Source organism: Bacillus sp. JJ1562, assembly GCF_036962705.1.
Classification (GTDB): domain Bacteria; phylum Bacillota; class Bacilli; order Bacillales; family Bacillaceae_L; genus Ferdinandcohnia.
The window spans coordinates 57,789-78,762 of sequence record NZ_JBALOQ010000035.1 but is presented as its reverse complement, the minus strand read 5'-3'; the positions used below and the strand labels follow the sequence as shown (position 1 = coordinate 78,762).

20 protein-coding genes are annotated in these 20,974 nt (G+C 35.8%); 7 read left to right on the top strand and 13 right to left on the bottom strand.

The features are described from left to right. Positions 1-15: 15 nt before the first annotated feature. Both V7097_RS19685 and V7097_RS19680 read right to left on the bottom strand, forming a co-directional pair. Complete coding sequence (locus V7097_RS19685; RefSeq protein ID WP_335705350.1) at positions 16-351, bottom strand: YckD family protein; 336 nt, start codon at positions 349-351, stop codon at positions 16-18. Between the two features lie 114 nt (positions 352-465). Continuing rightward, on the bottom strand, positions 466-1,158 hold the full coding sequence (locus V7097_RS19680; RefSeq protein ID WP_335705349.1) for a TerC family protein: 693 nt from the start codon (positions 1,156-1,158) through the stop codon (positions 466-468). Between the two features lie 186 nt (positions 1,159-1,344). Here V7097_RS19680 and V7097_RS19675 point away from each other — a divergent pair, with 186 nt between their 5' ends. Continuing rightward, complete coding sequence (locus V7097_RS19675; protein WP_335705348.1) at positions 1,345-3,480, top strand: GDYXXLXY domain-containing protein; 2,136 nt, start codon at positions 1,345-1,347, stop codon at positions 3,478-3,480. Between the two features lie 95 nt (positions 3,481-3,575). Further along, entirely contained in the window at positions 3,576-4,775 is a 1,200-nt protein-coding gene (locus V7097_RS19670) for a M20 family metallopeptidase (RefSeq protein WP_335705347.1), read from the top strand. 353 nt (positions 4,776-5,128) lie between these two features. Here the strand turns inward: V7097_RS19670 and V7097_RS19665 are convergent, their stop codons facing one another. The 3 genes from V7097_RS19665 to V7097_RS19655 all read right to left on the bottom strand — a co-directional run bounded on the left by V7097_RS19665 (position 5,129) and on the right by V7097_RS19655 (position 7,866). Then, the gene (locus tag V7097_RS19665; RefSeq protein ID WP_335705346.1) at positions 5,129-5,839 is read right to left on the bottom strand and encodes an EcsC family protein; all 711 of its coding nucleotides are present in this window, start codon (positions 5,837-5,839) and stop codon (positions 5,129-5,131) included. A 64-nt stretch (positions 5,840-5,903) separates the two neighbouring features. Continuing rightward, a complete protein-coding gene (locus V7097_RS19660; RefSeq protein WP_335705345.1) occupies positions 5,904-7,133 on the bottom strand; it encodes an ABC transporter permease in 1,230 nt (409 codons plus the stop codon). Beyond that, the gene (locus tag V7097_RS19655) at positions 7,126-7,866 is read right to left on the bottom strand and encodes an ABC transporter ATP-binding protein (RefSeq protein WP_335705344.1); all 741 of its coding nucleotides are present in this window, start codon (positions 7,864-7,866) and stop codon (positions 7,126-7,128) included. Before V7097_RS19655 ends, V7097_RS19660 begins: the two co-directional genes overlap by 8 nt. A gap of 963 nt (positions 7,867-8,829) precedes the next feature. On the opposite strand from V7097_RS19655, the gene V7097_RS19650 reads away from it, so the two are divergent. The 4 genes from V7097_RS19650 to V7097_RS19635 all read left to right on the top strand — a co-directional run bounded on the left by V7097_RS19650 (position 8,830) and on the right by V7097_RS19635 (position 11,625). Continuing rightward, entirely contained in the window at positions 8,830-9,255 is a 426-nt protein-coding gene (locus tag V7097_RS19650; protein WP_335705343.1) for an HIT family protein, read from the top strand. A gap of 148 nt (positions 9,256-9,403) precedes the next feature. Continuing rightward, on the top strand, positions 9,404-10,486 hold the full coding sequence (gene serC / locus V7097_RS19645; RefSeq protein WP_335705342.1) for a 3-phosphoserine/phosphohydroxythreonine transaminase: 1,083 nt from the start codon (positions 9,404-9,406) through the stop codon (positions 10,484-10,486). A 121-nt stretch (positions 10,487-10,607) separates the two neighbouring features. Next, positions 10,608-11,126, top strand: coding sequence for a tryptophan transporter (locus tag V7097_RS19640; protein ID WP_335705341.1), 519 nt, complete (start codon positions 10,608-10,610; stop codon positions 11,124-11,126). 301 nt (positions 11,127-11,427) lie between these two features. Beyond that, positions 11,428-11,625 (top strand): sporulation YhaL family protein, encoded by a 198-nt coding sequence (locus tag V7097_RS19635; protein WP_335705340.1) that lies wholly within the window; start codon positions 11,428-11,430, stop codon positions 11,623-11,625. Between the two features lie 180 nt (positions 11,626-11,805). Here V7097_RS19635 and V7097_RS19630 read toward each other — a convergent pair whose 3' ends face one another. Continuing rightward, entirely contained in the window at positions 11,806-12,681 is an 876-nt protein-coding gene (locus V7097_RS19630; RefSeq protein ID WP_335705339.1) for a peptidylprolyl isomerase, read from the bottom strand. 307 nt (positions 12,682-12,988) lie between these two features. Between V7097_RS19630 and V7097_RS19625 the strand changes: the two genes are divergently transcribed. After that, positions 12,989-13,075, top strand: coding sequence for a YjcZ family sporulation protein (locus V7097_RS19625; RefSeq protein ID WP_335705364.1), 87 nt, complete (start codon positions 12,989-12,991; stop codon positions 13,073-13,075). Positions 13,076-13,170: 95 nt separating this feature from the next. On the opposite strand, the gene V7097_RS19620 is transcribed toward V7097_RS19625, so the two are convergent. The 7 genes from V7097_RS19620 to V7097_RS19590 all read right to left on the bottom strand — a co-directional run bounded on the left by V7097_RS19620 (position 13,171) and on the right by V7097_RS19590 (position 20,973). Next, on the bottom strand, positions 13,171-13,365 hold the full coding sequence (locus tag V7097_RS19620) for a hypothetical protein (protein WP_412898787.1): 195 nt from the start codon (positions 13,363-13,365) through the stop codon (positions 13,171-13,173). 264 nt (positions 13,366-13,629) lie between these two features. Then, positions 13,630-14,169, bottom strand: a complete 540-nt coding sequence (locus V7097_RS19615) for a DUF3267 domain-containing protein (RefSeq protein ID WP_335705337.1) — start codon at positions 14,167-14,169, stop codon at positions 13,630-13,632. A 283-nt stretch (positions 14,170-14,452) separates the two neighbouring features. Further along, the gene (locus V7097_RS19610) at positions 14,453-15,031 is read right to left on the bottom strand and encodes an HTH-type transcriptional regulator Hpr (RefSeq protein ID WP_335705336.1); all 579 of its coding nucleotides are present in this window, start codon (positions 15,029-15,031) and stop codon (positions 14,453-14,455) included. A gap of 108 nt (positions 15,032-15,139) precedes the next feature. Continuing rightward, the gene (locus tag V7097_RS19605; RefSeq protein ID WP_335705335.1) at positions 15,140-15,499 is read right to left on the bottom strand and encodes a YtxH domain-containing protein; all 360 of its coding nucleotides are present in this window, start codon (positions 15,497-15,499) and stop codon (positions 15,140-15,142) included. A gap of 503 nt (positions 15,500-16,002) precedes the next feature. After that, positions 16,003-16,842 carry a hypothetical protein gene (locus tag V7097_RS19600; RefSeq protein WP_335705334.1) on the bottom strand — a complete coding sequence of 280 codons (840 nt, stop codon included), beginning with the start codon at positions 16,840-16,842 and terminating at the stop codon, positions 16,003-16,005. Positions 16,843-16,941: 99 nt separating this feature from the next. After that, complete coding sequence (yhaM, locus tag V7097_RS19595) at positions 16,942-17,886, bottom strand: 3'-5' exoribonuclease YhaM (RefSeq protein WP_335705333.1); 945 nt, start codon at positions 17,884-17,886, stop codon at positions 16,942-16,944. 69 nt (positions 17,887-17,955) lie between these two features. Continuing rightward, positions 17,956-20,973: an ATP-binding protein gene (locus V7097_RS19590; RefSeq protein ID WP_335705332.1), complete on the bottom strand. Its 3,018-nt coding sequence runs from the start codon at positions 20,971-20,973 to the stop codon at positions 17,956-17,958. Between the last annotated feature and the right edge of the window lies 1 nt (position 20,974).

The window sequence follows — 20,974 nt, the reverse complement described above, 5'->3', positions numbered from 1 at the left end:
TTGTGCTGAATTAAGTTAATCATGATCGATCTTATCTTTATCATCTCTATGCTTTTTATGGTGATGCATTGGTATGTATCCTTGTTCTCTAATTTTTTGATAATGTTCATCTAACCAGTTAAGCCTTGTATCGGCTTTCTCTTTTGGAAGTACACCAAATTCAACATATTTGTTAATTATTGTTTTTTTTGTTTCAAGGAGCTCAAGATAGAGCTTATCAAGCTCTTGCTTTTGCTTATCAGTTAGCTCTATTTTTGGCTTTTGGGCATCCTTCTCCATTTCAGCGTTTGCATATATTCCTCCTAAAAGAAAGAAACTTATCAGTAATACAAAACTAGTCCATCTTTTCATGTAAATACTTCCTTTCATCTATATATACCAAATTCGTTAATAGTATCCATTATTCTCCAAAATTTATGCGTCCCTTTTTTTACATATAAAAGGTGGCCTTGATGGCCACCCCTTCTAAGAAGCTTTCTGTTTTTCTCGTATTGACTGTGCTTTTGTTTTCTTCATCTTTGTTCCAATTAGCACAACAGCGATAATAACTAGCGCTTCGAATGTATATTTGAGCCAAGGATTTTCAAAGAAATCATGTAGGAACGGTTCTCCTACGATCATCTTCGCTGCTGTCCAAGCAAGTATTGCCGCACCGATTGTAACAATGATTGGAAAACGATCAATTAATTTAATAAACAGTGTGCTTCCCCAAACCATAATTGGTACGGATATAATTAACCCAATGACTACTAATAAAAAGTTACCATGGGCAGCACCAGCAACTCCAAGAACGTTATCCAGTCCCATTAATGCATCAGCTACAATAATTGTTCTTATTGCTGCTCCAAAGGACCCTTTGGCTTCTATTTCATGTTCATCTTGATCATCTGTGAGGAGCTTGACAGCAATCCAAACTAGGAGTATTCCCCCAATAAGATGTAATCCCGGAAGCTCAAGGAGCCATACTACAGCTAATGTTGCTGCTGCACGAATTACAATTGCCCCGACTGTTCCCCAGATAATTGCCTTTTTTTGCAGTTCCTGTGGTAAATTTCTTGCGGCTAAACCGATTACAATCGCATTGTCGCCCGCTAAGACGAGATCAATTACTACAATTGCAAGTAGAGCTGAAAAAAACTCTGCTGAAAACAATTCCATAAGTAATTCACCTCGAGAATAGGTTTCCCCAAATTACTTTTATCTTTTATGAATTTGTTCATTAAATATTGGTATCATTTTTGGAAAAATATATTATAATCGTTACAACGATTTAACATCATAACATATAGTACTAGTAGAAAAGTTTTAACTTTTATTTTTCCTAGTGGAAATGGGGAGTATTAAATGAAGAAGCTGATTCCATTTGGTTACTTTGCTTCGATTGTATTGATTTTATCTGGCGTTCTTTACTTTTTTGCTGCGAATTGGCCAGAATTTACACGATTTGAAAAAGTTGCTCTTGCAGTAGCTGCGATTGCTTTATTTTATTTGTTATCAGTCCTTTCTACAAAATTCCTTTCGCATCAAATATTTTTAGGGAAATGGCTATTAGTCGCAGGTGCAATATCCTTCGGTTTATGTGTTGCATTAATTGGTCAAATTTACAATTCTCATGCAGACAGTTATGTACTTTTTCTTATTTGGCTAGTACCTGCGTTACTGCTTGCAATTACCACACGTTATGCACCCTTATCTATATTAAGCTTTGTGCTTTTTCATCTTGCATATTGGTTCTATATGAATCCCTCCTCATACTTCATTGTTCGTACAGATTTTCAGGAGTGGCTCATATTTCTCGTCATTGCAACTATTAATTTAATCCTATTCTTCCTTACCCTTACACATTTATTAGCAAATAAAGCGATTAGATATATGTCCTATACAATGACACATATTATGTTAATCGCAATGAGTATTTTCGAATTGTATGAGCCGTATAGTGGATGGACAAATGTATTATATATTGCGATTGCTGCCATTTCATATTTCTATTTGGTAACAAAGAAAATTGATAAGTATATTTCAATTATCTTGTTCACAATGGTTAGTATTTACGTATGTACGAAAATTATTGAAATCCCGTTTTTATTCGGAGATGCAATCGGATATCTTGGATTACAAATACTAGGCTCAATTGCCTCGATTGCCCTTATTATTGGTGGAGTTCTACTGGCAAGACATCTATCTTCAAAGCATACAGAAACCCCAATCGGTCAAGCGATGAAAGGCACATTAATTGTGATTGTTACCCTTATTGGATCTTTCATGTTTTCAATTAGTTTCGGAGGAGTCCTCTTCCTACTATTTTCTAGTGTTTATGCAACTGTCGTTTTAAGTATATTATTTATAAGTGTAGGTTTATTTGTGAAAAAGCTTGGACCCTATGTCCGAAATACGTTACTGTTTATCGGATTCTTCTCTGGTCTACTCGAAGCATTTTTCCTATCGACGCCAATCACGATTTTCTTTTTAATCGTATCGGTCGCGGTCACAATCGTCATGAAGGATGGAATTATTCGATTTTTAAGCTATACAACAATCATTGGATGTTCCTTGAATCTTATCTTAGATGATTTGGGACTATGGGAACACTCAGAGTTTGTATTTATAGGTTTTGCCCTGCTAAACGCAATTATCTATTATTTAGTTCGATCAGAAACTAAATTAACAAGAATTAGTTCTTTCTATGCCCTAAGCTTTTTCTATGCACTTACCTTTTTAGATAATTTGTTATGGCAGGAAATATTATATAGTCTTGTGTTTTTTATCATTACGACATCATTAGTCCTTTTCTACTCACGGAATGACGATGTATTTATGTTTCGTATGACGCTTGTTTTCTGGATTGCATTATTTATTTCAACTTATTATGATTTGGTTTGGTCACTTGTACACAAATCTCTCTCACTTCTAATTATTGGGTTTATCTTCTTTGCAATCACCCAATTCTTTGATCGACGGTCCGGTGTGAACATAATCAATAATGAAAAATTCTTTACAAAGAAGCAGTGGAGTTTAATTGGACTCATACTCCTTCTTCAATTAGGCTTTGTCGGTTACCAAGTTGGAGGTAATGAATCACTTTTGAAAAACGGAAAAGAAATTACACTCGAGTTGGCCCCGGTGGATCCCCGATCTATGCTTCAGGGGGATTACGTTATCTTGCGTTATGAGATTGCAGAAGTTCATGAATTAAAAAATGTCCAAACCGGAAATCGTGTTTACATCCTTGCCAAAAAAGATAAGGATGGAGTTTATCAACGTGAGAAAATTCTCAACTCCATTGAGCCTAAAAAATATCAACTTGCTGAAGATGAGGTTCTAATTGCTGGTAAGTACAATGGTTATAATGAGGTCATCCTCGGAATCGAAAGCTATTTTGTAAAAGAAGGAACGGGTTTGGAACTTCAACAGAATGCAAAACGCGCGAAAGTAAGAGTTGCGAAAAACGGAAATGCATTGTTAGAAACTATCTATTAAGGGGGCCATTTTGCCTCCTTTTTTCATGAAAAGTAATAAAAATCTAAATAATCATGATATAATTTATTCGTATTACAAAGAGGGGAGAATCGGGAATGTTACATAATCTATATGATGCTTTAGATAATAAATACGCTGAAATGGTTGATATACGCCGTTACTTACATCAACACCCAGAAGTTTCTTTTAAAGAATATAAAACAGCAGAATACATCACAAATTACTATAAAAACATTGGTGTAGAGGTTCGCACAAATGTTGGCGGTAATGGAATTGTTGCAAAAATTCACGGTAGCAAGCCAGGTCCTACTGTTGCACTAAGGGCCGATTTTGATGCACTTCCAATTCAAGATGAAAAGGATGTTCCTTATAAATCTACAGTTCCTGGTGTTATGCATGCTTGTGGGCATGATGGGCATACCGCTACATTACTTGTACTCGCGAAATCCCTTCATGAAATGAAAGAGCAACTAGCAGGAACAGTTGTCCTTATCCACCAACATGCAGAAGAATTCGCTCCAGGTGGTGCAATTTCGATGATTGAGGATGGCTGTCTTGATGGTGTAGACGTTATTTTTGGAACACATTTATGGGCAAGCATTCCTACAGGAACGATTGAATACCGTGTTGGTCCTATCATGGCTGCTGCAGACCGTTTTGAAATTAAGGTTCAAGGATCTGGCGGGCACGGTGCGCATCCACATACAACAAAAGATGCAATTGTTATCGGCTCCCAGCTTGTGATGAATTTACAGCAAATTGTAAGTAGACGAGTTGATCCGATTGAATCTGCAGTCGTAACACTTGGCTCCTTCGTTGCTGAAAATCCGTTTAATGTAATCGCAGACTCAGCTAAACTTGAGGGAACCGTAAGGACATTTAGTGAGGATGTTCGATATCAAATCGAGACAGAAATTGAGCGAATCGTAAAGGGTACATGTATCGCAACAGATTCTACTTACACATATGCTTTCCACCGTGGCTACCCTGCTGTTGTCAATCATAAGGAACAAACTGATTTTCTTGTTGAAGCAGCTGGAAATGTACCAGGTGTAATGCAAGTGGAAGAAACTGCACCACAAATGGGTGGCGAGGATTTCGCCTATTATTTACAGCATGTGCCTGGAACCTTTTTCTTTACCGGAGCAATGCCAGTAGATGAATCAGCTGCCTATCCACATCACCATCCTAAATTTGATATTGATGAAAAAGCCATGCTTATTGCTGCAAAAACATTAGGTACTGCAACCTTAAAATACCTATCAGTAGAAAAATCAGAGGAAGCTACTGTCTAATCAAATACGCCTTGGCGTATTTGCGCCCGATTTTTAGGCCCACAGGAAGTGGGTCATAAAGACGTTGCCACAGGAAGTGGCGCTATTAGTCTTTAATCTTACTGCGAGATACAGTGAAACTTCAATCTGTGGATGCCTTACGCCACAGATTGTTAGTTGAACCAATCGGGCATTTACTGGTAGTTGGCCCTCCATGAGGGCTTAGTACCAGTTAATGCGGGAAAAGATTCCTTTGAAAAATCGTGGCATCCGCCGCAGGCTATAACTTTATTCATCAGAAGTAGCAGAGTTCTGATGAATAAAGTTAAGAAACGCAAGAATGTTGTTTTCACTTCAGCATCCTTGCGTTTTTATTATGTTAATATTCGTAATCGATAACAATTTTTTGCGGTTTCACCTAAGTGATCAAGAAGATTATAATTTGCATATGCACCAACGACGGCTCCGATACCTGGCAGTAATTGAAGCATTTTCACGAAATCGATATAATCCCGATACTCCTGCTGAAAAACCCGCCAATCCAATTCCACTAGTCGAGGCTTTTCTTCCTCCCAATTCTCAATCAACTTTAATGTTCTCTTTTTATGCTCATCGCTTGAGAAAGCGAGCTGGAATACTTGCAATAAGAAAAGGCGTTCCTCATAGTTTTTTGTATCAAATCCATGAATTGCAGCCACTTCAAATAAGAACTTCATTTTTATCGAAAGAAGCAAGGGAAAATCAGCGATTGATAATAAAAATCCTCCTGCTCCCGTTCCCGCTCCCTCTGCTGCAGCGGTACGTCTATAAACTGTTAGCTTTTCTTCAATTAATTTTTCTTTTACCTGTAATGTCATCCCGTGAGGATAGTTTCCCTTAGTTGTATATTCCGAACCAGCTAAAGTAGCTTGAACCATTTTTTTAATACTTTCCGTAATGACTGTATGGGCTTTTTCAGGTATCAGTTCATTCACTTTTGTTTGTGCTTTTTTCGATACCCGTTGAAGCATATTCGACTTTTTAATCAGCTTTTTACGCCATTGGAATAATTCCTCTTCTACCGTTAACATATATGAATCGTTCATGGACCTCTACCCTTCTTATTGTTTTGTATTTCTACGTGTAGCCAAAAGAAAAGGTTTCATTTATTTATCCATACATTTGGTCAAGCTTACGTACTTTCCCTTTCGTATATACAAACACAAATAGATAAACAAACACAAGTCCTGCTACTAATAAAATGATTGCTGTTTTGATTTGAGCAGATAGTAGCAAACTTAAGATAAATATCACCGATTGTACAACAAGTAGCTGGAATAAAAACTGTAAATAGGAAGCTAACTTTGTGGCTTCACTTACCGGATATAAACGAACCCATATTTTTAAGCCATGATGTCTCCATAATGTGATAAGCTGGTAGCCCGTTAAATATAGAAATAAAATCATGACAAAGGCTTTCCCATATTCAAATGGGACGAAATAAATGATCAATGCTCCAATAATCGTTAACCTAACGTACATCCCTAAATAATCACTTGTCCGTAAGAAGGTACGTGTGTATAGATAACGAAATGTGTTTTTCTTTGAATACGAAATAAACCCTGTAACCCAATTAAGCCACGAACGCTTTTTCACTCGCTCCTTCAGCTTTGGAACATCAGTAAATAAATTTGCGATACGATAAAAAGTGAGCATCCTCTTCGATTCTAAATCAACAAGTGTATTCCATTTTAGCCCTTTATTTTCAACTGCCTTATGAAAATAAAGAAGCAACCCAATCATAATAACAGCGACACAGCCGATAAAAAGAATCGATGCACCAGAAAATAATAAATACATCAGTACGATATTTAATATAAGACGAATTGAAATGTCTGCATTATAAGTTGAATTTTCGGTAAAATGTTGTGTAAACCATGTCATTAAAAGGTTCCATGCTTTACACACTATAACAATCACAAAAATCGCTGCTAAAGACGAAAAGGTTTTATCTGTAACTGCTAGATACAACGGTGCCGCTATCGCAAATACAATCAATAATAAATAAATTTGAGAAAACAGGCTGTACCAAAATGCCTTTTGAAAATAAGGGGTTAGCTTTTTTTCAATTGGTAGTAAGAAAACAAGGTCAGGCTCTTTCACCAAAGTTTGGATACGACTGTTCGTTAAAATAAGTCCTAAAACAAGCGCAATGATAAAGGCATATGGAAATTTTTTTGGAACATCCTGTAGCCAATAATTATAATAGTACGCCCCTCCCCCTCCTAAAAAAAGAAGTGCAATCAATAAATGGTCATTCAACATATATCGTAAATAACGGCTTATTTCCTTGAAATGTTGTGTCTGACGCTTACTCCATAATTCTTTGATATCAATCATTTTCTTCTTCCTTTGTCAGGCTGATATAAATATCATCAAGTGTGGCGTTCTCCATTTTAAATTGCTGCCTGAGATCCTCTAAGGTTCCAGAAGCCTTTACCTTCCCGTTATGTAAAATGATAAAGGAATCACAATATCTTTCTGCTGTCGCTAAAATATGGGTCGACATTAAGATACCTGCTCCTTGATTTTTCATTTTGTTCATTATTTCTAATAAAGATTGAATACCAAGCGGATCTAATCCAACAAATGGCTCGTCAATGATATAAAGGTCAGGCTCAACAAGAAAGGCACACATAATCATTACCTTTTGCTTCATCCCCTTTGAAAAATGGGCAGGGAAGAACTTCACCTTTTTTTCCATTCGAAATTCCTTTAATAAAGGTTGTACTCTTTCTTCGTATACTTTCTTATCTAACCCATAGGCCATTGCGGTTAATTCTAGATGTTCATAGAGTGTCAATTCATCATAAAGTATTGGTGTTTCAGGAATAAAACTAAACATGGATCGATAGGCTTCCATATCTTCTTGAATCGTTTTCCCTTTGATTTGAATTGACCCTTTTTTCGGGTCCATCAAACCAATAATATGTTTTATTGTCGTACTTTTCCCTGCACCGTTTAATCCAATTAATCCTACAATTTCATTTTGTTTGACTTGAAAGGAAACATCCTTTAAAACGGGATTTTTTGTGTATCCACCTGTTAGATTTTTTATCTCTAATAGTGCCATGTAAAGCTCCCTTCTTACCTTCATTTATTTCTATTTATCATATCAAAAATTGCCATTTTTACATAGACCAAATATGCCTTGGCATATTTTCCGCCCGATTTTAGGCCCACAGGAAGTGGCGTACTTAGTCTTTGATCTTTCTACTCGAAAAATTTCCGCTAAAAAATCGTGGCATCGCCGGAGGCTTTAACAATAATTACTCGGGATTAAACCTGAGTAATTATTGTTAAAAAGTTTTGCATAAATCTTTGCTCAAGAGCCATACTAATTTTTGAAGAGGGCAACAAAAAAGCCTTGATGTTAATCATCTACCTGGAATGAGGTGTTTGTTAAAGACAATATCCTTGTTTTAGACGACAGCTTTTTATACCTGTTATAAGGGGATGGTTACTTTGGGAAATGTGAGAGAAAGCCAGTTCGAAACAAATGACCACTAACAAAATAACATTATTTTGTAAATGAGGTGTTTGTTAAAGGCTACCTAGTCGTAATATAAGTCGTAAAAAAACTTATATATAAAAGACAAGGGGATGGTCCGCTTGAACCAAGGATTTGACTCACTCCATTAGATAAAAACTTTCATTCCTAAAAAAATGAGGTGTTTATCGCAGATACCGATAACCTTTTAACTTGAGCCTTCTTCGAGAACAGGATGCATCCTTTGCGATTGCATCCTGTTTTTTGTTTAATATTATTTAGCCGGAATGAAACCCTGCTAAATAATATTAAACAAGCCTCCGGCGGATGTCACAGATTTTCAAAGGTGCTTTTCGAGCATAAGATCAAAGACTAAGAACGCCACTTCATGTGGCAACGTCTTTGTGACCCACCTCTTGTGGGCCTAAAAAATCTGGACACAAATACGCCACGGCGTATTTGATAAACACACATGATAATTTTTACATCTTTGGAACCTATGATAAAATACTATTTAATAAGTGAATTTGAAAGGAATGGACATAAATGAGTGATTGTATTTTTTGTAAAATTATCAATGGAGATATTCCAAGTGCCAAAGTATTCGAAAACGAACATGTTTATGCCTTCTTAGACCTCAGTCAGGTTTCAAAAGGACATACGCTTGTCATACCAAAAGTACATAAAGAAAACGTATTTGAACTAACACCTGAAATCGCCCAACACATCTTTGAGGTTGTTCCATCTATTGCAAATGCAATCAAAAAAGAATTCAATCCAATCGGAATGAACCTTTTACAAAACAATGGAGAACAAGCTGGACAATCTGTCTTCCATTTCCACCTCCACCTCATTCCACGTTATGGAAAAGGCGATGGATTTGGCATCGTCTGGAAGTCACATGAAAATCAGTATACAGGCGAGGATTTACAAAATATTGCTTCAAGTATATCTAAAGCAATCCAAAATTAATTTTTTGAAGACAGGACATTACGTCTTGTCTTTTTTACATCCTGCAAGCGTTATCTTCATTTTTTTAAAAAAATTCTCTCTTTTTTTTTGCAAAAACGTGATAAGATAGCTTTATTCAACTAAAGCAATAAATTAGGAGGAATCAACCATGCAACGAGCTTACAATTTTAATGCCGGTCCTTCTGCTCTGCCATTTGAAGTGTTAAACCGTGCACAAGCTGAACTGCTCAATTTCAAAGGGACCGGAATGTCTGTAATGGAATTAAGCCATCGCAGCAAGGTATATGACCAAGTTCATCAACAAGCTATTTCTGATTTACGTGCTCTTATGCGCATTCCAGATGACTACCAGGTGTTGTTTTTACAAGGTGGCGCTAGCCTACAATTCTCAATGATTCCAATGAATTTTTTAACACCTGATAAAACGGCAGACTATATTTTAACAGGTGTATGGTCACAAAAAGCACTTGATGAAGCTAAAAAAATTGGAAATACAAATGTAATTGCATCAAGTAAAGAAGAAAAATATAGCTTTATCCCTGAAGTAAATGTGGCCAACCCTTCGGCCAACTCTGCATATGTTCACATTACTTCTAACAACACTATTTATGGAACACAATGGGAGAATTACCCAACCTACACTGATATTCCATTAATTGCAGATATGTCTAGTGACATTTTGTGTAAAGAAATCAATGTTGAACAATTCGGCATGATCTATGCAGGTGCGCAAAAAAATCTCGGTCCTTCTGGAGTAACTGTTGCCATTATTAAGGATTCCCTATTAAAACAAGGTAACAGCAATCTGCCAACCATGTTGGATTACAATACATATGTTAAGTCAAATTCTCTTTATAACACACCACCAACTTTTTCAATTTACATGCTATCACTTGTCCTTGAATGGGTGAAGGAACAAGGTGGCGTGCCTGCGATTGAAGCAAAGAACAAGGAAAAAGCAGCACTTTTATATACTACAATTGACGAATCAGATGGTTTCTATAAGGCTCACCCAAAGGAAGGGAGCCGGTCCATTATGAACGTGTCATACACACTTCCAAGTGAAGAACTTACGAAAAAGTTTTTAGCACAAGCAAAGGAAAAAGGTTTTGTTGGCTTAAATGGACATCGTTCAATCGGTGGCTGCCGTGCATCCATCTACAATGCAGTTCCATATAAATCTGTTGAAGCACTTACTTCATTTATGAAAGCCTTTAAATCAGAAAATTAAAAACTTTAAAGTAGGTTCATAGTCTGATATAATAAGAGTTAAGATTTTCGCAATAGGCAATGAGTGCACTATTGGAGAATCCCAAAAAATGTAGCTTAGAAAAGCTGAGGAGAGATGAGAAATGAATACAAAGGTTTTAGTACTATTATCATTATTAATTGGAATGGGTGCTGTTCTGCATGCGGTAATGCCACCGATTTACCTTGGAATGAAGCCTGACTTATTGTTGGTCATGATGTTTTTAGGAATTATCCTATTTCCTGAAAAGAAATACGTACTGCTTGTTGCGATTGTCGCTGGTATAATTTCAGCTTTGACAACTGGTTTCCCAGGTGGCCAAATTGCGAGCCCATTCGATAAGGTAATTTCAGCATTCGTATTCTATGGCGTTTTCATTGCTGCAAGAAAGTACACCAAGTCAATAGTAATGATATGTGCGGTGACTGCTGTAGGAATTCTAGTTTCTGGAATTGTTTTCTTAAGTGTTGCACTTATCGTCGCTGGTCTTCCTGGAACATTCATCGGATTGTTCTTGACTGTAGTCCTGCCGACAACTGTAATGGGTATTATTGCAATGGCTATTATTCATCCAATTGCACAACAAATTATTAAACGTACAAACTTTACAGTCAGTGCATAATCAGATTTTGACGGGTGTCCGACTAGGTGTCGGACACCCTTTTTCTGTTCATTTTTTTGTTTCATTTGGCCTAAAATCGATAGAACTAAAATAAAACTGATAGATTTAAAATAAAAAGGATAGAACCAAAATAACGTCGATAGAATCCAAATAAAATCGATAGAATCTAATTAAAATCGATAGAATCTAATTATCGTCGATAGCCAATCACTTCCACGTTAAAAATCTATGAATTTTAGTGATATCTAGTCATTTTTCATCATATAGTAGAAGTAAATAGTGGGACAAGGAGTGGATTGCGATGTTTTCAGTACCTTGGTTTGTATATGTAGCATTATTTGGAGTACTTTTTAGTGCATATATGGTGATTCGAACATCAAGGGAGGAGAGGAAAATTGAAGACTCCTATATTGAGCAAGAAGGCAATGTTTACATCGAACGAATGAACGAGGAAAAAGAAAAAAGATCAGACCGAATGAATAAACCAGAAGCAATGTAAAATAGAAAAGCTCTATGCGCATGTTCATCGGCGACAAGCACAAGAAAAGCGCTAATAGAAGGCCCATTTTACAATCCAAAGCCATTGGCTAGTGACCTCGAGCCGATGGTGCCTAGAGCTAGACAACCAAAAAAAGGACCGTTTCCTATAAAACGGTCCTTTTGTGTATTGTAACACTACTTATTCTGCAGCAGCTTCAGTTTTAAATAAATCATTAAATTCTTTATCCTTCACTTTTACATCTGCATCCTTCATTGCTTTATCTAAAGCTTTTTGAAGGGTAGTTCCAGTTTGGTCTGCTTGAAGTAGAGCTTTACGGATTTCATCTTGCTGCTCTTTATCCTTCTTATCGAAGTCATCAACTGTTCCTGTTACTTTAATAATATGATAACCAAATTGTGATTCGATAATGTCGCTTGTTTCGCCTTCTTTAAGAGCAAATGCAGTTTCTTCGAATTCAGGAACCATACGTCCTTTTCCGAACCAGCCTAGGTCACCACCATTTTGGGCAGAACCATCGTCAGATAATTCCTTGGCTACATCTTCAAACTTTTCTCCGCTATCAAGCTTGGCTTTGGCTTCGTCAATTTTCTTCTTAGCTTCTGCTTTTTGTTCCTCAGTTACCTCTGCAGTTGGATTATCAGAAAATTTCGCTAAGATATGGCTTGCCTTAACCACTTCGCCTTCTTTTACTTCAACTGCATCCAGAGCAGCTTTTTCTTTCAGCATATCAGATTTTAAAAGTTCGCGTACAAAATCTTCCCCGTTTTGCTCAACGATTGCATCAAATTGAGCACCTAAAGCAGCTTGCATTTCCTCATATTTTGCATCTAATTCTTTATCGGTAACTTCATATTTCTCAGATAGCACTTTTGTATAAACTAAATCTTTAAGGATAACAGCACCTGCTTGATCCTTCATTGCATTATATAATTCTTCTTTTGTTACATTTCCTGCTTTTGTTTCAACAAGCACTGCTGAATCGTCGGCATTGTTACATGCACTTAAGCCAAAAATACCTACTGCCGCCGTTAGAGCAATTATTGATTTCTTCATTACACACACTCCTACTATATACATTTTTTATATACGGTTTGTCCAAGGGTACAAAAATTACTATATCATACTTTTAAAAAAGAAAGAAAACATTTTCTAAAAAAGTTATACAAAAATATGGGACATTCGAACAGTCAGCTAGGCTTTTTGGGAATAGGATATAGAGAACTGGAAAAAAGGTGCTATCCTTCAAAGGTTCAAAACTTTAGGTAATCGTGAAAAGAATTCCTAGAAGCGAGACAAAAGCCTATTCGTTCACAAATGATTTCGCATAAAATACCGTATTAAGAAAAATGGAGGTGTTATTATGAGTCACGGACACGCAGGTGGATTTGCGCTAATCGTAGTGTTATTCATCCTATTAATAATCGTTGGTGCTTCTTGGTGCTTCTAAAAAACCTTTCTGCGATAACAGAAAGTGTAAAAACTAAAAAGTATCGTTATAAAAATGAAAAAGGATGACCAAACTCCGGTCATCCTTTTCCATTTTTACGTAAACAAGACCTCCACATAAGAGGAAATTAGTAAAATAGTAATTAAAATATTGATTGTTCGATATACTTTTGGCTGGCGGTCATCAGGAATTTCTTTTTGCTCACAAAGCCGGTAAGTCATTTGATTAATATAAAATAAAATAAAAGCAGCAAATGGAATATAAAATATGATCACTCCTAATCCCCCCATCTTCAAATGCGCCATGGCATATAAAAATCTTAATAAACTCCCAAGTATTTAGCTTTATTTTAACACCCCTTGTAATCAAATGCGCATTTTGCGTATTTGCGCCAGATTTTTTTAGGCCCACACGAGGTGGGTAACAAAGACGTTTCCACAGGACGTGGCGTTCTTAGTCTTTGATCCTAAGCTCGAAAAATTTCCTTTGAAAAATCGTGGCATCCACCGGAGGATTTAACTTTATTCAGGGCTTCTGCTGAATAAAGTTAAAGCTTAATTGTGAATTAAGATATCATAGCCATCCTCTATTTCTTCAACCGTACAAGATCTCGGCGCCTTAATAAACTGACCTAAATAAATAAAGTCAGGAACACATAAACCAAAATTGATCGCTGCAATAATGGAAAAATAATGAATATAGCCTGGAAATACAACACATGCACATAGCATAAGTGCAGTAATGAATAAAAATGGTGTACCCATTACAAAAATTATAAACGGTTTAGAAAGTGAATGTTTTGAACGTGTTGAAACAATTGGAATGATTCCGTACATCCATTTAAAAGTTAAGGTAAGCTTCTTACCAGTAATCCAGAATGGTAAAACATGCAAAGTCGCATGTAACGGATAAATCAATAACAAAGCTAATAAAAAATAAATTGCTCCATCTTCTCTAAGTTGGGTAGAAGAATGCAGGAGATTCATAGGTAAATAAAAGAGAATAAATGCTATGAACATTGATATCAAGGATATCAAGATAATTCGATGGAATCCATAATCCTTTGAAAGATTAATGGTTTTCCAGCAAGTCATACTAAATCACCATCCGCAATCATAAGAAGTAAAGTAAGTAGAAATCATGTCCAAATCATAATGTTAAATTAGATACTCTAAACTTACTAAATTACTTTACTTTGTTTCTAACAAAAATGCAATAGGTATCCAAAAGAACGATAAAATCCATGTTTTTTCGACTTTTTTCGTGTTTTTGGGCACTCTAATTTGTGAAGAGTTGAGCATAGAATGCAAAAAATAAAAAGCGGAGGGATTTGTCATTTTCACACCGCTTTTAACCTATTGCTAAGGCGCATTTGATTTACATTTCTAATTTTTCTTCAACTCGCTTGTAAAGCTTGCCATCTATCTCTATAAAGTCATCCTCGAAATTTTTGAAAGACTTTTCGAAGATTTCCATATAATCATCTCCATAAATATTACGAACAATACTCATTACTTCAACGATTTCTGGAAACTTTCCGTAAAGTTTTTTAAGTGGAAGTGCCCCCTCCAATACCCCATTTTTAATAGGATTATACGCTTCCACAATTTTTAAAAAGATCTCTTCTCCTTCTGGAGTCAACTCGATATACGTATTACGCTTATCATTTTCCTTTTTTGAAAATTGTAGTAGTCCACGTTCCTCTAACTTTTTAGAAAAGTTAAATGCAGTCGAAACATGCATAACTCCAAACTTAGCAATCTCTGAAATAGAAGCACCTTTCAAATGATACGCTATCCAAATAATATGATGCTCATTAATATTTAAATCATAAGGCTTGATCCATTGTTGCCAGTCCTTTTCAATAGACTTCCATAATGCCTTACTAAGTTGTGCGATTCTCTGACTAAAAAGGAGCGCTTCTTTGATGGAGGCCATTTTTTCTTCATGTTTCATAGATTCACCCACTTTTCTATTTCTCTTATTACTATTATGCCAATAAAGTAAAAATTAATAAAGATGTAATTTTACAAAATTTTAAAATTTAGCGAAAAAAATTTGAGTTCACTTGGTTGTAACCGCTTTTTCGAGTTTTTCTAAAGCGCTTTCTATGTCTAAAAGCTCTTTTTGAATACTTTTTTGATTACCTACGATTTCTTTTTTCCAATGATTGAATGAATTTCTAAACTCACCAGAAACTTCGGTTATTGTATTTACTGCTTGAACAGTTGACCTAGAGACTTGTTCAGTTAGAGATTTCCCTTCTGAAACTACCCGATTCAAGTTTTTAGAAATGTGTTTTTGATTATTTTTCAAAGTCCTTCTAAAGTCTTGTCCAGAAGATGGTGTACTTAGAAGGACAGAAACACTACCGATTACACTTCCAATTAACAACCCATAAAAAAGAGATTTAGTTGACGTCATCTTAATCACTCCTTATCAAAACCATCATTTACAGAATTCAACAAAAAATGTAAAAATCCTTCATCATTTTCTTATTTTTTACAATTTAATCAAATGCGCCTTGGCGTATTTGCGCCCGATTTTTTTAGGCCCACACGAGATGGGTCACAAAGACGTTGCCACAGGAAATGGCGTTCTTAGCCTTTGATCTTTTGCGAGATACAGTGAAACTTCAAACTGTGAAGCACTATCACAGATTGATAGTTGAACCCACAGGAAGTGGGTCACGAAGACGTTGCCACATCACGTGGCGTTCTTAGTCTTCGTTCACTTTATCAGGCTTTTACTGGCAATTGCCCTTCGTAAGGGCTTAGTGCCAGTTAATGCTGGAAAACTTCCTTTGAAAAATCGTGGCATCCGCCGGAGGCTTTAACTTTATTCAGCCTGGATTGAAACCCTACACTATTTTTATACTTTAATCCTTTCATTTCATACTAGAAAGAGTGAACTTCTACTGAATAAAGTTAGAGTTGTTTTTGCAATTCTTGTTGTTGAATATACCAACGGTCAACAATACTGTCACGAACTAAGATGAAAACAATTTGTTTTCGTTCCTTCCCATTATTTTCCCTGTATATTTCAACCTCCACAGGAATTTCCATACTTAAGAGTCCCTTTAAATCACTCAAAGGCAAATAGGACATATTTGTGATTGTGAATATCGAAATTTGATTTAAGGCATTGTTAAGCCTCTTATTTTTTGAATTCGGGAGTAATGTTTGCTTAATAATTTTCCGGTCAGTTTGATTAATACCTGTAGCAAATATTTCAATCAGATGATATGGGTCAGCATTACCAATGTATTCATCAAGCTTTCCGCCCGCTTTTAATAACATAAGCTTATGAGCAAAATCAGGCTCTTTTGAGGTATGGGTGGTACTCCCTAAGAAATGAACACAAAAATGTCCAGGAAAACCGTTTTTTAATGCACCAGCCCCATGTGGCATTCCATGCATCGAAGCTGCAATCATTTGATCACCATACTTCACGATAATCGCTCTTCGCTTCCAGCTCCATTTTCCACTGTAGATTTTTTTCATTATTTTTGTATCATCTATTGTAAGAGGTTGAACATCCGCATGCCTGCTTCCCGCCCTTCTTTGCACACGAAATTGAAGGCCTGTTTCAACATCAATGATTGTAAAAAAGGATTTTCTAGGAAGTATCTCATTTACCATATCCCATGGAATCATTTCTACTTTAAAGCTTAATGGGCTGTCTTTTTCATCATATTCAGTTGCCGCAATGGCAGAAGAATGGGTTGTTAAGAAAAAAAGGAAAGATAGTATTATTACTTTTACCATTTTTGCGTACCTCGTTTTTTTCATAGCTTTCCATTAAAAGTTAAATTATATTATAAAAAAACTCGACTCTTTAAATTTCGAGTCGAGTTTAATCATTGTTTATTTATGAAAGGTTGGCTTATAAAAGCTTCGATTATCTAAGGCAAAGACCCGTTCTGAGAATTCACCTGGTTTCACTCGTTCTAAAGCACGATCTAACATGTTCATTTTTGCATCTAGATTGTCAATATAATGAAGAATCTCTGCTTCCTTAATCATTGGAGGCTTAGGGCTACCCCATTCAGCCTTTCCATGATGGCTTAGAATGATATGTTGAAGAACAGTCACCTCTTCTCCTTCGATACCAAGTTCTACTGCCGCCTGTCCAATTTCATTAACCATTATGGAAATATGCCCTAATAAAGTTCCTTCAATTGTATATGTCGTTGAAATTGGGCCTGACAGCTCAGTTACCTTCCCTAAATCATGTAAGATGATTCCCGAGTATAATAAATCCGTATCGAGTGATGGATAAAGGTGAGCAATTGATTTTGCTAAGTCAAGCATTGAGACAACATGATAGGCTAAGCCAGACACAAATTCATGGTGATTCTTAGTAGCGGCTGGAAATTCATAAAAGGCAGCTTGATGTTTTTTCAATAGATGTCTCGTTATTCTCTGGATATTAGAATTCTTCATTTCAAAAATATATTGTGTAATTTTTGAAGCCATTTCATCCTGTGGAACTGGTGCAACCTCAAGAAAATCTGAAATGGTAACCCCATCCAAATTCGTTACAGGGCGAAGATTTCGGATTTTCAACTGGTTGCGACCACGATAACTATTAATTTCCCCTGCAAGTCTTACTATTTTTTGGGCTGCATAATTAACTTCATCATCAGGTGTCGCATCCCAAAGCTTTGCTTCAATTTCCCCGCTTTTATCCTGAAATATTAACGTTAGGAATGGTTTACCGTTACTCGCAATCCCTTTAGTTGATGATTTAATAAATAAAAACACATCAACCTGCTGTCCAACATCATAATGAACAATACCTTTTTCCATATATTCTCCCCCTGCTTGTTGTTTTTTATCTAAAAATCCTTCAATTTAATTTCTCTATTTCTATCAAAATTATAGCATACTGCTGTGGTTATCTTTGATTTCTTCAGTACCTAATTTGATAGATTCTACTCCGCTAAATTCTTCCAGAACATGTTGATGACATGTAAATAAAAGGACCTGATTGTCCTGTGATAGCTCTTTGATTAAAGAAAGCGCACTTGATAATCGGTTTGAATCAAAATTAACGAAGCTATCATCAATAATAAATGGATATGATTTATTTGGATGCATCGTCTTTGCAAGTGAAAATCGAAGAGCTATATAAAATTGTTCTGAGGTTGCCTGGCTGAGCTCATCTGGTTTATAACGAAGACCTTTTTCATCCTCAACAATAAAACCATCAATTTCATGATCCATATAGATCTTATTGTATCTATTATCAGTTAATATTGAAAAATAATGTTCAGCCTTTTCTATAACCTTTGGAAGCCGTAGTTTTCGATACTGATCAACTGTTTTTGATAGAATATCCTTAGCAAGGGCAAATGTAGCCCATTTTTTCGCATGATCCTTAACTAATGTTTTACTTGCTTCATAGGAATGAAGAAAATCTGCATAGGTTCCACCCTCTTCAAGTTCTTGCACACGATGATTGATAGCAGATAACTGGCGTTGCTTCTCTTTTTCAAGTTCAAAAAGATTTGTGATTTCAGCTGATATTTCTTCAATTCGACTTTCATAATTTATTTCAACACTGCAGTTGTTCACTAATTCTCCAAACCGCCCGAGTTGAGCGTTAAGAAAGTTCATGCGTTCCTTAATTTCTTTAGCATGCCCATTTGCTTGTCCCTTTGCCCGAAACATTTCTTCGTTTGGAACCTCGGCCAAATCCCATAAAATGTAACTTTCCTTCTGAAGGTGGCCAATTTCTAATTCTAGCTTTTCTTTCTGGTCAGTTGCTTCCTTTAATTTTTCTTCAATTTGTAAAAGTAGCTCATTTTTCTTGTTTTCTTCCTGTAATCGGATTGAAAATTGATCGATTTTGATAGGAACTTGGTCTTGAATATTTAACCGATTTGCAACCATGTTTATTTTATTTTGAAAATCAGAAATCTCTTTTTGGAGTTCAATTTTTTGCACAGAAAGATTTTGTAGTCTCATGACCTTATCCCGAATTGCCTCAAGGATTTGAAATGCATCCATTAATCGCTCATTCGATACTTGCTCCGGAATTTCGTATGTTTTCTTTATGTTTGCAGCTTTTTCTTCAATAGAAAAACCAACTTTCTCCCATTCCTCAAAGCCTGTAAGCACCTTATCATATGCACGTTCATTTTGATGTAGAGTAGCATTTTCAATTTGGATTTGCTGCCTAACTTGCTGATCACGAAGAAGTCTTGCTGTGATATCCTCATCATTTATAGGATTTTGGTTTTTAAGCCTTTCTAGAATCGGATCCAGCTTTTTCATAAGACTTTCTCTGTCATTCTCAAGTTCTTGAATGATGTAGGAAGTCGTCTGTGAGGTGACCATTTTTCCGACTGGTAGCATGAGAAGAGCTAGAGCGGTTAATATTCCAGCTGTTAGCCACTCTTGTGAGATATAAAAATAAACAGATGAAAGTAGCAATACTAAACCTATTCCATAAAATAAACGAGTTAGTTTAGTTTTATTTTCTGTTTCTCTTGCAGTCACTCTTTGGATTTGTTGATTTATTCTATTTATTTCATCTTCAATCAATACTTTCTCTTTTTCTAAGTTTTCTTTCGCTGTATATTGGCTTTTCTTTTTTTCAAGAACCTCTCTTTCCTCATCAGAAAGTATTTGCTGCTTAAGCTCCTTGAGTTTTTGTTCACTAGCTTCGAATTCATCCTTTGTTCTAGTGAAATTATCATCTAGAAAATGCTTCTGCTGTTTATGGCGTGCTGACTCTGAAACAATTTCTGAAAACAAATCTTTTGCAGCAATACTTAAGTCGAGTTCCTCAACTTTTTCCTCTGAGATTGCTAGATTGAGTCTACTTTTTAATTGTTGTATATCATCCTCAATCTGTTGAAGTTCTTTCGACACTAGCTGTAACCTGTTCTGTTTTTCAGCAAACAGACTCTTGTTTTCGACCAATTCCATAATTTGCTGTTCATTTTCAAGATATTGTGAGGTTACTTGGATAGAGCTTTTTTCCCTGCCCAATTCTAAAGATTTTGTTTGTAAAGTTTTTAGTTGTGCTTCATATGGTTTGATCAGCGCCTGTATTTGTTCAAAACGCTTCAATCCATCCTCCGGGTAGGGTTCGAAGATGGGTAAACTTGTCAATTGATATTCCAATGTTTGATATTCTTCTAAAATTGGCTGAATCGATTGTAGTTTTTCCGACTCTTGAATTTTGTCCTTTAGGAATTGTTTTCTAGAGTCTAGGTTTCTTAGTTCTTTTTCAATTAGATGCTGATTTTCTATTAATTCTTCATATTCATTGTTTTTTTCCTGCCATTTCGAAACTTTTGTATGCTCCTCCTTTAATCGGTTCAATTCCGTATTAAGGGGAGGATTCTTCCCTTTTGGCTTATATAAATTATCCATTTCCTTTGTTAATTTATTTTGTAATTCAAGCAATGCATCTGTTCCAACTGTTCCAGCAGAAAATAAAAATCTCCCTACATCTTCGCTCTTTAAGTTATGTATACCTTGTAGCCCATGGATATTGAAGGAATATACATTTTGATAGAGATTTTTATCCATTCCCTGGAAAAGCTCAGAAATAAAGTCCTCTCCTTTAACAGTTCCATCTGGTAAATAGACGGATACATCCCCTGCCGCTTTTCCTGGCAGTCTTTCAATTATAACCGTTCCATAATCATCGGTTTTGATTATTAGCTTACCACCATATTTTGTTCCTGTTTTCGGAATATAGCGTTGTTCATTCTGTTGTTTCGTTGGAAATCCAAATATTATGCTATGAACAAAAGACATTAGTGTGGATTTTCCAGCTTCATTTTGACCATAAAAAACTTGTAGGTTAGGTGATAGACTTCCAATTTCTACATTTTCTAATTTTCCATAACCATAAATCTGAATGCCGATGATTTTCATA